Source organism: Pseudomonas luteola NBRC 103146, from assembly GCF_002091675.1.
Classification (GTDB): domain Bacteria; phylum Pseudomonadota; class Gammaproteobacteria; order Pseudomonadales; family Pseudomonadaceae; genus Chryseomonas; species Chryseomonas luteola.
Window position 1 is genome coordinate 1 of record NZ_BDAE01000031.1, and the last position, 12694, is coordinate 12694.

17 protein-coding genes are annotated in these 12694 nt (G+C 50.3%); 11 read left to right on the forward strand and 6 right to left on the reverse strand.

The features are described from left to right. Positions 1-85 precede the first annotated feature (85 nt). On the reverse strand, positions 86-496 hold the full coding sequence (locus tag PLU01S_RS22135; RefSeq protein WP_010794885.1) for a PA2817 family protein: 411 nt from the start codon (positions 494-496) through the stop codon (positions 86-88). 163 nt (positions 497-659) lie between these two features. Here PLU01S_RS22135 and PLU01S_RS22140 point away from each other — a divergent pair, with 163 nt between their 5' ends. From PLU01S_RS22140 to queF, 3 genes are all read left to right on the forward strand, one after another. Continuing rightward, positions 660-1592 (forward strand): ABC transporter ATP-binding protein, encoded by a 933-nt coding sequence (locus PLU01S_RS22140; RefSeq protein ID WP_074823935.1) that lies wholly within the window; start codon positions 660-662, stop codon positions 1590-1592. Next, positions 1589-2368, forward strand: coding sequence for an ABC transporter permease (locus PLU01S_RS22145; RefSeq protein ID WP_074823938.1), 780 nt, complete (start codon positions 1589-1591; stop codon positions 2366-2368). Before PLU01S_RS22140 ends, PLU01S_RS22145 begins: the two co-directional genes overlap by 4 nt. Positions 2369-2433: 65 nt before the next feature. Further along, positions 2434-3267, forward strand: coding sequence for an NADPH-dependent 7-cyano-7-deazaguanine reductase QueF (gene queF / locus PLU01S_RS22150; RefSeq protein ID WP_074823941.1), 834 nt, complete (start codon positions 2434-2436; stop codon positions 3265-3267). A 2-nt stretch (positions 3268-3269) separates the two neighbouring features. Here queF and PLU01S_RS22155 read toward each other — a convergent pair whose 3' ends face one another. After that, a complete protein-coding gene (locus tag PLU01S_RS22155) occupies positions 3270-3536 on the reverse strand; it encodes a DUF4404 family protein (protein WP_010794881.1) in 267 nt (88 codons plus the stop codon). Positions 3537-3751: 215 nt separating this feature from the next. Here PLU01S_RS22155 and PLU01S_RS22160 point away from each other — a divergent pair, with 215 nt between their 5' ends. Further along, on the forward strand, positions 3752-4399 hold the full coding sequence (locus PLU01S_RS22160; RefSeq protein ID WP_037030381.1) for an MlaA family lipoprotein: 648 nt from the start codon (positions 3752-3754) through the stop codon (positions 4397-4399). A gap of 56 nt (positions 4400-4455) precedes the next feature. On the opposite strand, the gene PLU01S_RS22165 is transcribed toward PLU01S_RS22160, so the two are convergent. Next, positions 4456-4755, reverse strand: coding sequence for a PilZ domain-containing protein (locus PLU01S_RS22165; RefSeq protein ID WP_074823944.1), 300 nt, complete (start codon positions 4753-4755; stop codon positions 4456-4458). A gap of 224 nt (positions 4756-4979) precedes the next feature. Here PLU01S_RS22165 and rssB point away from each other — a divergent pair, with 224 nt between their 5' ends. Together rssB and rssC are read left to right on the forward strand one after the other, a co-directional pair. Further along, positions 4980-6164, forward strand: a complete 1185-nt coding sequence (gene rssB, locus PLU01S_RS22170; protein ID WP_010794878.1) for a two-component system response regulator RssB — start codon at positions 4980-4982, stop codon at positions 6162-6164. Then, entirely contained in the window at positions 6161-6643 is a 483-nt protein-coding gene (gene rssC, locus PLU01S_RS22175; RefSeq protein ID WP_074823947.1) for an anti-sigma factor antagonist RssC, read from the forward strand. The genes rssB and rssC overlap by 4 nt, the downstream gene beginning before the upstream one ends. 12 nt (positions 6644-6655) lie before the next feature. Here rssC and tal read toward each other — a convergent pair whose 3' ends face one another. Next, complete coding sequence (gene tal, locus PLU01S_RS22180; RefSeq protein ID WP_010794876.1) at positions 6656-7579, reverse strand: transaldolase; 924 nt, start codon at positions 7577-7579, stop codon at positions 6656-6658. Between the two features lie 45 nt (positions 7580-7624). Continuing rightward, positions 7625-8635, reverse strand: a complete 1011-nt coding sequence (gene dusA / locus PLU01S_RS22185; RefSeq protein ID WP_074823949.1) for a tRNA dihydrouridine(20/20a) synthase DusA — start codon at positions 8633-8635, stop codon at positions 7625-7627. A gap of 371 nt (positions 8636-9006) precedes the next feature. Here dusA and pcsA point away from each other — a divergent pair, with 371 nt between their 5' ends. The 5 genes from pcsA (at position 9007) to PLU01S_RS22210 (ending at position 11858) form a co-directional block, all read left to right on the forward strand. After that, positions 9007-9714: a phosphatidylcholine synthase gene (gene pcsA, locus PLU01S_RS22190; protein WP_010794874.1), complete on the forward strand. Its 708-nt coding sequence runs from the start codon at positions 9007-9009 to the stop codon at positions 9712-9714. Between the two features lie 189 nt (positions 9715-9903). Further along, positions 9904-10110: a hypothetical protein gene (locus PLU01S_RS22195; RefSeq protein WP_010794873.1), complete on the forward strand. Its 207-nt coding sequence runs from the start codon at positions 9904-9906 to the stop codon at positions 10108-10110. A gap of 92 nt (positions 10111-10202) precedes the next feature. Further along, positions 10203-10577 (forward strand): response regulator, encoded by a 375-nt coding sequence (locus PLU01S_RS22200; protein ID WP_010794872.1) that lies wholly within the window; start codon positions 10203-10205, stop codon positions 10575-10577. Between the two features lie 191 nt (positions 10578-10768). Then, positions 10769-11014: a hypothetical protein gene (locus PLU01S_RS22205; RefSeq protein ID WP_010794871.1), complete on the forward strand. Its 246-nt coding sequence runs from the start codon at positions 10769-10771 to the stop codon at positions 11012-11014. Positions 11015-11027: 13 nt separating this feature from the next. Further along, complete coding sequence (locus PLU01S_RS22210) at positions 11028-11858, forward strand: formate/nitrite transporter family protein (RefSeq protein ID WP_074823952.1); 831 nt, start codon at positions 11028-11030, stop codon at positions 11856-11858. A 34-nt stretch (positions 11859-11892) separates the two neighbouring features. On the opposite strand, the gene fabI is transcribed toward PLU01S_RS22210, so the two are convergent. Beyond that, entirely contained in the window at positions 11893-12687 is a 795-nt protein-coding gene (gene fabI / locus PLU01S_RS22215; protein WP_074823955.1) for an enoyl-ACP reductase FabI, read from the reverse strand. Between the last annotated feature and the right edge of the window lie 7 nt (positions 12688-12694).

A 12694-nucleotide genomic window follows, 5' to 3' on the forward strand; every position in this document is an offset into this window, starting at 1 on the left:
AAATTAAAAACACCGCCTTCTTGGCGGTGTTTTTGTTTGTGCATCTTGTTTTTGATGAGGGCCTTTGTGACCCTCATCGCTTTATCTAATGAGTTTGTCCGTTGTCTGGAAGCAGCATCAATTGCTTCTCTTGATTCCAGTCAAAGGGCTCTCCAGCAGCCTCTGCTTCGAAGCGGCGCTCATCCAGTGCCTGGTAGCGGGCGATTTCCTCGTCAGGCATGAAGTGAAGACAATCTCCCCCAAAGAACCACAGCAGGTCCCTGGGTACCAGATGGGCAACCTGGGGATAGCGATGGAAAATCTGGCTGATCAGGTCCTGCCCTAGATAATGGTTTTCTTCCGGATGTTTGGGCAGCTCAGTCAAAAGCTCGTCGAAGCGGTCCAGGAATAGCCCGTGGTTATCTTCAGGAATCTGCTCTGACTCACCCAATGCGGCCAATATGGTCCGCAGGTGCGCCAAAAGCGCCATGTTGTGTTCCAAATAGTCAGTGGCCATGTGTATGTCCCATTCATATACAGTGGAGCAGTATAAAGGCGGATGGCCGGACTGTCTTTTCTCACCCGATTTGGAATGATGTGGGTTTACATTCGTCAAAGGTTGTAAATCGGGTATTGCACCCTCATTTAGCCCCTCTAATTTTCTGAAATTTGTGAGCGAGATGAACGAAGCTCTGTCCATACGGCAACTCACTAAAACCTACGGAAATGGTTTCCAGGCGCTCAAGGGGTTGGACCTTGATGTCAACGAAGGCGATTTTTTTGCGCTTCTCGGACCTAATGGTGCAGGAAAATCTACCACGATAGGCATTCTGTCCACGCTGGTGAATAAAAGCAGTGGTCAGGTTTCGGTCTTCGGGCACGATCTGGATCGTGATCCGGCAGGACTCAAGCGCTGTCTTGGGGTTGTGCCCCAAGAGTTCAACTTCAATCAGTTTGAAAAGGCATTCGATATTCTGGTTACGCAGGCAGGCTATTACGGAATACCTGCTAGGCAGGCCAAGGAGCGTGCCGAGGAATACCTGACTCAGCTAGGGCTCTGGGACAAACGAGATACCCCGTCCCGTATGTTGTCTGGGGGGATGAAACGGCGTTTGATGATCGCCAGGGCGCTCATTCACAAGCCAAGGTTGCTCATACTGGACGAGCCTACTGCTGGTGTGGATATTGAATTGCGCCGTTCGATGTGGAGCTTTTTGACCACTCTCAATCAGCAGGGTGCCAGCATCATTCTGACGACGCACTATCTGGAGGAAGCAGAACAGCTGTGCCGCAACATTGCCATTATTGACCATGGCACCATTGTGGAAAACACCAGCATGCGTGAGCTTCTTCAGAAACTACATGTCGAGACATTCGTTCTTGATGTAAAGCAGGCGCTATCAGTTGCGCCCTCTCTTCAAGATTATCCGGTCAGGCTTATCACCAGTCACTCGCTTGAAGTGCAAGTCGACAAGAGTGTTGGAATCAATGGCCTGTTCACTCAGTTGAATGCTCAAGGCATAGACGTCATCAGTATGCGCAACAAGGCTAACAGGCTTGAGGAGCTGTTCGTGTCGTTGGTAGAAAAGAACTTGGCAAAGGTGGCGAGATGAAAACTGAAATAAAAGCCAACCTTATTGCCTTGCAAACGATTGTCCATCGGGAGGTGCGACGCTTTACGCGTATTTGGCCGCAGACCTTGTTGCCTCCTGCGATCACTATGGCCCTTTACTTCGTTATCTTCGGCAATCTGATCGGTAGCCGAATAGGAGGCATGGGCGGGTTCTCCTATATGGAATACATTGTGCCGGGCTTGATCATGATGTCCGTTATTACTAATTCCTATAGCAATGTCGTATCAAGCTTTTTCAGTAGTAAATTTCAACGCTCTGTTGAAGAGTTGCTGGTCTCGCCTGTATCACCTCATGTCATTCTTATTGGTTATGCGTGTGGCGGTATCCTGAGAGGGCTGGCAGTAGCGGCTATCGTTACGGTTCTTTCTTTATTTTTTACCCATGTACAGGTGCATCATTTAGGAATCACGTTGCTTGTGATCATCCTGACTGCTGCCGTTTTTTCCTTGGGTGGTTTCATAAACGCGGTCTATGCCCGTAACTTTGACGATATCTCTATAGTGCCCACGTTCATCCTGACGCCATTGACTTATCTTGGTGGGGTGTTCTATTCGATCGATCTGCTACCACCGTTCTGGCAGGGCATGTCGATGGCTAATCCCATCCTGCATATGGTCAATGCATTCCGCTATGGGATATTGGGCGTTTCAGATATCCAAATTGGTGTCGCGATTGGTCTTATGCTGATTGCTGCCATTGTTCTCTATATATGCTGCATTCGTCTGCTGACGAGCGGGCGCGGCATGCGTCATTGATATATTGAGGACGCTATGGCGAGAGTACATCTGGCATAGCGCGCCTCGGATTCTTGAGAAATTCTATGCAAACTGTCGATCATTCTCCGCTCGGTAAAACGAGCGAGTACGTGGATATCTATACGCCTTCGTTGCTGTATCCCATACCGCGTAGCCCTAAATGGACCGAATTGGGGCTTACAAGAGAAACGTTACCTTACTGCGGTATGGATATATGGACGTGTTATGAGTTGTCCTGGCTGAACTCAAAAGGTAAGCCTGTCGCTGCTATTGCCGAGTTCTCCATACCGGCCAACTCGCCAAATATCATCGAATCCAAATCATTCAAGCTGTATCTGAACTCACTCAATCAGACAACATTCGAAAGTCCTGAGGCGCTCACTGAGGTTTTAACAAGGGATCTGTCTCAGGCAGCAGGAGACCACGTTGGGGTTTTGGTAAAGCCAATAGATTTAGTAGCCAGGGAAGGGTTTGTTACGCCCCCCGGAAGCTGTATTGATGAGCTGGATATTGAGGTACAGCACTACGATGTGCCTAGACCGGATTTATTAAAAGCCTTACCTGGTCAGCTTGTGAGGGAGTCGCTTTATAGTCATCTGCTTCGCTCCAATTGCCCGGTTACGGGGCAGCCGGACTGGGGAAGCGTCGTGATTGAGTATGAGGGCAGAACAGTGCTTGATCGGGCGTCATTGCTCGCTTACATCATCTCCTTCAGGCGCCATGCAGATTTTCATGAGCAGTGCGTCGAGCGCATGTTTCTTGATCTGCGTAGCGTGCTGGAGCCGGAATCGCTTACTGTTTATGCGCGGTATGTGCGGCGGGGAGGGCTTGATATCAATCCTTATCGAAGCACTCATGCCGCACATCTGCCGGTAGCAGGGCGCTTGGCCCGTCAGTGATGTCAGATACCCATGCTCGCAAGGCTCTGCATGATCGAGCGGAGGGTGTTCGCTACTCTGGGGTGGCTGACTTCAAACCGCTCGACTGCCAGATTTACGCCATCGACGAGATTGGAATCCGGCTTGGTCGAGTCTTCGTGAGCAAGCTGCAGTTCTATATCCCTGATTAACAGTTCTAGCGAGGCGCGATCTTCCTCGCTTTCAGGAGGGCTTGTCTTGAGCTGGTGCTGTAGTTCGATCAGCTCCTGTTGCAGGCGAGAGGCGGGCATACGTTTTCTCCTTTTGAAGCGTACCCACCTGTAGACCTAATTGAGTGATCAAAGGTCAATAAGGCAAGTTGTTTCATCCGTAACCAATTGCAAAGACATCGCGGTTATAATTTTGCCACTCTGCCAGTAAGACTGGACAAACTCATCAGGAGAATATGATGCCGTTTAACAAAGGAGCATGGAGTACCCGTATTGGCGGCATTGCCTTTGGCGCAATGTTGACTGTCGCGAGTACCGCTGTGTTGGCTGCCTCGGAAGATGATCCATGGGAAGGGGTCAACCGAGGTATTTTCCGTTTTAATGACACGCTTGATACCTATGCGCTGAAGCCTATCGCGCAGGGTTATAACAAGATCACACCTGACGTCGTGCAAACGGGAGTCAGTAATGTTTTTCGTAACATTGGTGATGTTGGCAATTTAGCTAATGACGTTTTGCAGGCAAAACCGTATGCCGCTGGTGTAGATACCGCACGTTTGCTCATGAACACCACGCTGGGTGTATTGGGTATATTTGATGTGGCGACTCATGCGGGACTGACGAGAAATGACGAAGACTTCGGTCAGACATTAGGTCATTGGGGCGTTGGTAGCGGCCCGTATGTCGTCTTGCCTTTCCTGGGTCCCAGCACAGTACGTGATGGACTAGGCCGAATTCCTGATTCCTATGCCTCGCCATACCCCTATATGGGTGATGTGGCGGCGAGGAATTCGGCATTTGCGCTGAGTGTAGTAGATACACGCGCTAACCTGCTTGATGCCGAGAAAATGATTACAGGCGACAAGTACATCTTTATCCGTAACGCTTACTTACAAAGTCGCGAATACAAGATTAAAGACGGTAACGTGGTAGACGACTTTTAAGAGGACTCATCACGTCAGGCAGCAGGTCTCTGCTTGACGTGATGCTGATCTGTGATCTAATTCATGGAAAGGATGCTGAGTCCTAGCAGTTGACTGCCTTGTTCCAAAGATGTGACGCGAATCACTTCGGCTTCGGCTTCTAGCCCTTGTAGCTCCGGGTGTTCAGAGGGGATCACTACGATCACTTTGTCTCCTTCCTTGACGTGACTCTTAGCTTCGATCTGAAGCCCTGTGCTCGACAAATCACGGCAAATTGCGTCTATTTCTTCGCCATTTGTCCGAAGAATAGCCTTGGAATCAATCTGCATTCTAATAAAGTCGCGCTTTTCGCTGTACGAACGATCGCTTAAGCTCATTGGAACAAGTCTCTCAATAAAGGTACTTCGCAAGTAAACGAAACCATATAGCCTTAGCCTCAAGGCCTTGTAAAGCTAGCCTCAGCCGTTTGGATAGAAGGGGCGCTTGAACGGCTCGGCTGATGGGAGTAGTGTCTGCGCCGTATTAAAAATAGTACCTATTGCGTGCACCCTGGCCTGATCCAAAAGACCACCTCATAGGGATACGCATGCCTGGATAGTTTATGCCTAATCCCAGCGCCACACTTTTGATTATCGATGATGATGAGGTTGTACGCCTGAGTCTGGCGGACTATCTCGAAGATAGCGGCTTTACGGTCTTACAGGCTTCGAACGGCATGCAGGGTTTGCAAGTCTTCGAGCGTGAGCAGCCGGATCTCATTATCTGCGACCTTAGAATGCCTCAGCTGGATGGGCTTTCCTTGTTACGGCGCATTTCGGAAATGTCGCTCGATACGCCTGTCATAGTCCTCTCGGGCGCAGGGGTAATGAGTGATGTTGTCGAGGCGCTGAGATTGGGCGCGGCCGACTATCTCATCAAGCCTCTTGAGGATCTGGCTGTTCTAGAACATTCGGTTATTCGGGCGCTCGACCGTGCAAGGCTTCGCCTTGAAAATGATCGTTATCGCATCAAACTGGAAAATGCCAATCGAGAGCTTCAGGCGAGCCTGAGTCTTTTACAGGAGGACCAGAATGCCGGCCGGCAAGTGCAAATGAATATGCTGCCGGTAACACCCTGGGAAACCAATGGTTTGAATTTTGCTCACCAGATCATTCCATCTTTGTATCTCTCTGGTGATTTCGTCGATTATTTTCGCGTTGATGAGCACCGTATCGCTTTTTATCTGGCAGATGTTTCCGGACATGGAGCGTCGTCAGCGTTTGTAACGGTGTTGCTCAAGTTTATGACGACGCGGCTGTTGTATGAATCTCGTCGTAATGGCACTCTGCCTGAGTTCAGGCCTTCCGATGTGCTGGGGCATATCAATCGTGGCTTGCTGAACTGTAAGCTGGGCAAACACGTTACCATGTTGGGTGGCGTGATCGATGAAGACAGTGGTGTACTTACTTACAGTATTGGTGGGCACTTGCCGCTTCCTGTGTTGCACACTGCAGAAGAGACACGCTTTTTGCAGGGGAAGGGGTTTCCGGTTGGCCTTTTTGAAGAGGCCAGCTATTCAGACCATACTTTGGAGTTACCCGCCAGTTTCAGCCTTGCGCTGTTTTCCGATGGGATTTTTGATTTATTGCCTGGAGAGAACTTGAAAGCGAAAGAGGCTTCTTTACCTGAACAGGTCCGCCTGGCCAATGGGACGCTAGGTGGGATTTCGAAACAGCTTGGACTGGCCAACTTGGGCGAGATGCCGGATGATATCGCCATGCTGGTGTTAAGCAGGAACCTTGCATGAGTACCGGTAAAATCCAGTTCGCTGAAATGAATGGCACCTTTGTGCTCAAATTCATCGGCGAGGTGCGCTTGACATTATGCTCGGCGCTGGATGCCACTATTGAACAGATCTTTTCTGCGTTGAATTTCTCATCAATCGTAATCGATCTGATCGACACTAAAAGTATCGATAGTACGACGCTAGGCTTATTGGCAAAGCTCTCTATTCTTTCACGTCAAAAGATTGGCCTATTGCCAACATTGGTCACCACCAATCCAGATATCACACGATTGTTGGATTCGATGGGTTTTGATCAGGTATTCAATATCGTGAATCAGCCCGTGCCATGTTCGGACTGTCTGCATGACCTCCCCCCGCAGGATGAGTCTGAGGAAGTCGTCAGGGATAAGGTGCTAGAGGCTCATCGTATACTGATGAGTTTGAATGAATCCAATCGTGAAGCATTCAAGGATCTGGTCAATGCTTTAGAAAAGCATTGACCAGGGCAGGCATTACTTCTTGGCGCTAATCAGGCCTTCCAGTTTTTCCTGATCACGAGCGAATTGGCGGATGCCTTCCGCCAGTTTCTCGGTGGCCATGGCGTCTTCATTCAAAGACCAGCGGAAAGCACTTTCGTTAAGGGAATGCAACGGCTCGGCTGTGCCGCCTGCTACCAGGTTACGCTCAAGCGTGCCTTCATCTTCAGACAGGCTCTGCAGTAGCTCTGGGCTGATCGTCAAGCGATCACATCCTGCCAGTTGTTCGATTTGGTTGAGGTTACGGAAGCTTGCACCCATCACCACGGTTTCGAACTTGTTGGCTTTGTAGTACTGATAAATACGGGAAACTGACTGTACGCCTGGGTCTTCCTTTCCAGTAAAGTCACGGCCTTCGGCTTTCTTGTACCAGTCGTAGATACGACCAACGAATGGAGAGATCAGGAAAACGCCAGCATCAGCGCAAGCTGCCGCCTGGGCAAAGGAAAAGAGCAAAGTCAGATTAGTTTGAATACCATCTTTTTCGAGCTTTTCAGCAGCGCGAATGCCTTCCCATGTGGAGGCAATTTTGATGAGTACTCGGTCTTTGCTGATTCCGGCTTTCTCGTACAGGTCGATCAAGCGCTCTGCGCGGCTCAGGGTTGCATTTGTATCAAATGAAAGCCTGGCATCGACTTCAGTCGAAATGCGACCCGGAATGACATTAAGAATTTCCTTGCCAACAGCAACCGCAAACTTGTCGCAAGCCAGGCCGATATCGTCACCCGTATCGTTGAGAGCGTCGCCTAGCAGTTGAGCGTAGCGGGGCAATGCTGCCGCTTTCAGCAGAAGGGAAGGGTTGGTCGTAGCATCGACAGGCTTCAGACGCGTGATAGCGTCCAGATCACCTGTATCGGCTACTACTGTAGTGTATTGCTTGAGTTGCTCTAGCTTGTTCATGCTTGCTATCGATCCTCACGTAGTGATTAGAGTGTTTGACCAGATTCAATGACCTTCCAAGAGTTCAGTGGCTTGGTCAAATATACGTAGCGGTTCCGAGCTTTTATGCACATCTACTGAGAGTAGCTGCCTGAAGCGGCGCCCTCCCTTAATTCCCTGCGAAAGGCCCAGAATGTGCCGGGTTATGTGATGCATGGCGCCGCCTGACGCCAGATGCTTGTCTATATAAGGACGAAGCGACTGTAACACCTGGTGCCGAGTCGTAATGGCACGGTCATCACCGAACACTAATTGATCCACAGACGCCAGAAGATACGGGTTGTGATAAGCCTCACGGCCAAGCATGACGCCATTGAAAGTCTTCAAGTGAGTCTGTGCTTCTTCCAAGGTCTTAATGCCGCCATTCAGAATGAATTCAAGATCTGGAAAATCATTCATCAGTTGTGCGGCTACGTCATAACGCAGCGGCGGGACTTCACGATTCTGCTTGGGAGACAACCCTTCCAGAATGGCAATGCGTGCGTGTACGGTAAAACTATTGCAGCCCGCTTCGTTGACGGTGGTAATGAACTCCTGCAGCTGATCATAGCTGTCTCGGCCATTGATCCCAATACGGTGTTTTACCGTAACGGGAATACTTACCGCGTCGCGCATTGCCTTTACGCAATCAGCCACCAGTTGGGGGTGAGCCATCAGGCAGGCGCCAATCATGTTATTCTGTACCCTATCGCTTGGGCAGCCAACGTTCAGGTTGACCTCATCGTAACCTGCTGCTTCGGCTAGGCGGGCACAGGCTGCCAGCTCATGCGGAGTACTGCCGCCTAGCTGCAGCGCGATAGGATGCTCACTTTGGTCGTACGCTAAAAAGCGTGCCGGATCGCCTCGAAGCAAGGCGCCTGTTGTTACCATCTCGGTGTAAAGCAGTGTTCGCTTCGAAAGCAGGCGCATGAAAAAGCGGCAATGTTTGTCCGTCCAGTCCATCATTGGCGCAACGGAGAAGCGGCGTGACAGTGTAGAAGGCTTGTTCAAGGCTGGGTGAGTGTTCGAGGCGGTCATGGGGTGTTCCAGTTACTACGTTACAGCCTATTCCAATACGACATCGGAAATAGAGGTCAGTAACTTCGGCGAGCTTGAGCGCTAGCTTATCAGGAAAGCCCCCGTCTAATCGAAGATCGGTATCGTATCCTTGGCTACGCGTGCTTTTTAATTTGGAAGACGCCAAAAAGACGAAATACCTCATATTCCAGCGAACTCTATAGGGGTACGCTTTGTCTTGTCGGTAGCATCATGAATGTTCGTATCGGTATCCTTTCCAAACTCCTGTATTCTAGATCTGATTTATTAACCATATGGCCGGTTTGTTTTTCTTTGCGCCGACTGTATAAGCCTTATTTCATGCCACGAAGAGATTCGCTGTGATATTGACCATGCCCTCAGACAAGCTCAAAGCCTGGGGCGCCCATGGCGTCACCGCCACGGGTGTTGTCCTGGCGTTGCTTGCAACACTTGCCCTGTTTGATAATCAGCCCAAAGAATGCCTGTTGTGGCTCGGTGCTGCCCTGATTGTAGATGGTCTGGACGGAACCCTGGCGCGCAAGCTCAATACCAAATCTGTTCTGCCCCATTTTGACGGTTCAGTACTTGATCTGGCGATTGACTACCTTACGTATGTCTTCATTCCAGCGCTGTTCATTTACAAGTACATACCTTTACCAAGCTACACCGCGCTCTTTACCGTTTCAGTGATTCTAGTGTCTTCCTTGTTCTGTTTCTGTAACGTGAACATGAAGAGCAGCGATAACTACTTTGTAGGCTTTCCGGCAGCCTGGAATGTGGTAGCGCTTTATTTGTATATCCTGTCGCCAGCACCGTGGCTGACGCTATTGGGCGTTATTGTGCTAGCGATGTTGACCTTGACGCGCATGAAATTCTTGCACCCTTTCCGAGTGCGCAAGTTCATGCCTATCAATATTGCAGTAACGTTCGTCTGGCTGCTGTGCAGTATGTTGCTGATTCTTAATCATCCTGACCATAGTCCAACTTTGTTGGCAATCTGGTTTGCCATGTCTGGATACTTCATTGGAATCTGCATTTGGCGTTCGGCCATTGAGTGGTTTGGTCACCTGCGCGCTTAAACGCTAAAATCGTCTTTGCCCAAAAGCCTCGCTCACGCGGGGCTTTTTATTGCCCATGAGTTTTGGTAATGAAAGTGTCGGTCGATAAAGGTCATTGGTCTTGAACACCTGTCGAGTGATCAGGTCTATCTTTGACGAGGCAATGCTTCGAAGTGAAAAGAAGACCACTAATCTAAGACGGGGGCCGCTATGAAAACCAAAGCACTAGCTGTATTGGCGTTGACGGGACTGATGTCTGTAACTGGCATGGCATTGGCTGACGATAAGACGAGCCCTAACTCTGCCGGCATGGGGACGCCTGACGGATCATCCACAGGTAAAGGCGCCGGCGCTGACGTGGGGGGTGACGTCACGCCTTCACCAAAAGAAGAGCAGGGCGATAAAAGCGATAAGTAAGATATATAGATTTAAAAGCTCAAGTTTCCAATACGGGGAACTTGAGCCTGTTTCGTGGTCAAAGCTGCGTGTTTAATCGAGTGAGACGGTTCATGAGTTCTACAGATAAAGTAGTATTAATCGTAGAGGATGAACCTCAGGTCTTGTTAATACTCGTTGATTACCTTACTGAGCTTGGTTACAAGGTGCTTCAAGCGCCTTCATCGACCGAAGCCTTTCTTATTCTGGCTACAAAGCCTGACCTCGATCTTCTGATCACTGACTACAGATTGCCTGATGGCGTGTCGGGCGTAATGATTGCCGAGCCGGCACTTAAGCTACGTCCTGACCTCAAAGTAATGTTTATCAGTGGCTATCCGGCTGAAATTATGGATACAGGCAGTCCGCTGATTGGCACAGCTCCAGTATTGGCCAAGCCTTTTGCTTTGGACAAGCTGCAGGACTACATCCAGCGGCTCCTGGCTTAACGCCGCTTTTAGTTGATCCAACTTTCTGCCGACAACAGTCGATGCCTTGCCATGGTATGGCGATCTGTTGTGTTGTACTAACAGATACTTATTCTTTTATGCCACGGGCAGATCGTTTTATAGCCTTATCAGTCTACTAAGTATCCGGTTGGCTTGTGGACGCCAACGTTAACGTCGAGAGGACTGTATTTATGGCAATCAAGCATTTCGAACATTTCGAAGCGATTTCATCCGCCGTACCTGCGCAAGACGGCTTTGAAGCCGTGATTGGCGTTAAGGCCCGAGAGGAAGGAAGTCAGCCTCATTTTCATCGAGTAGCCACTGAGCGGCATTTCGACTTGGCATCCGAGGCTGAAGAAGCTGCTGACGCAGCGCTTAGCCGGGTAGTTGAAGTCGCTGAGGATGGCAGTCTTATCTGGGAAGAAAGTACCCGCTGAGCGAGGAAGCTCTATGGATTCGGTCGATAAGGGAAAAACGCCTGGTCTTACCGCTGAGGAAGAGCAGGATGTCAGTGAGAACCAGCCGCCTCGCGCGGCGGTTCTCCATGAAACGATCAGAAAGCAAGGCGAACAGGAGCTTGAGAGAAGTAGCAGTGCGCTTTTCTGGTCTGCTCTGGGCGCAGGACTAACCATGGGCCTTTCGCTGATAGCGATGGGACTTTTGAATTCTCATCTCCCTGAGGGAGAGACAAGCAAGCTTATTTCGAGCTTTGGTTATTCGGTGGGTTTTCTGGCCGTAATTCTGGCTCGACAGCAACTCTTTACCGAAAACACCATTACGGCGGTGCTTCCTGTAATGACGCAGCCGTCATTGCATATGTTCAGGCAATTGCTGCGGTTATGGGGCATCGTTCTTATAGGTAACTTGATCGGCACATCGCTCATTTCCTATGTCGTGCTTTACCTTCCCCTGTTCGAACCCAGAGTCGATGCGGCCTTTCTGGAGATAGGCCGGAAAGTAATGGAAAATGGCGTACCAGAAATGTTTTCAAAGGGAATCATTTCTGGATGGATGATCGCAACCATGGTCTGGATGATATCGTCAGCAGAGCATGCCAAGATTTGGATAATCATTGCGATCACCTACCTGATGGCTTTGGGTGACTTCACCCATATTATCGTGGGGTCGGCTGAGGTGGCTTATCTGGTGTTTTCCGGCGAGCTTTCATGGACAGAGTTCGGGCTTGTCTTCGTTGGGCCTACCTTGGCGGGTAATATTGTAGGCGGAACGTTTATTTTTACTCTTCTCAGCCATGCACAGATACGAAGCGATACACCATAAAAAAGGCCCCTTAGGGGCCTTTTTTATGTTTACATCACTCTTCTATCTGACCCATGGCGGTAGTGTTGAAGCCGCCATCGACATAAAGAATTTCGCCGCTGATGCCTGATGCTAGGTCCGAGCACAGGAAGGCACCGGCGTTGCCGACCTCTTCGATGGTCACATTGCGACGCAGAGGGGTTTGGCGCTCGTTAGCTGCAAGCATCTTGCGGAAGCTCTTGATGCCCGAGGCCGCTAGGGTGCGAATGGGGCCAGCCGAGATAGCATTGACGCGAGTGCCTTCTGGGCCAAGGCTGCCTGCCAGATAGCGGACACCTGCCTCAAGGCTGGCCTTGGCCATGCCCATGACATTGTAGTTGGGCATGGTGCGCTCGGCACCCAGATAGGACAGGGTCAACAAGCTGCCGTTGCGGCCCTTCATCATTTCGCGTCCCGCCTTGGCCAGCGCAACAAAGCTGTAGGCGCTGATGTCGTGAGCGATACGGAAGCCTTCACGGGTTGTCACTTCAGTAAAGTCGCCGTCCAGCTGATCGCCGGGTGCAAAGCCAACGGAGTGAACGATGATGTCCAGGCCGTCCCATTTCTTGGAGAGCTCTGTAAACACCGCTTCGATTTCTTCGTCGTTGGCAACATCGCAAGGGAAGCACAAATCGGCATTGGAGCCCCAGCCAGCCGCGAACTCTTCAACGCGGGACTTGAGCTTGTCGTTCTGATAGGTAAAGGCCAGTTCGGCACCTTCACGGTGCATCGCAGCAGCGATACCGGAGGCAATGGATAATTTGCTGGCGACGCCTACGATCAGGACGCGCTTACCGGCGAGAAATCCCATGTGTTTT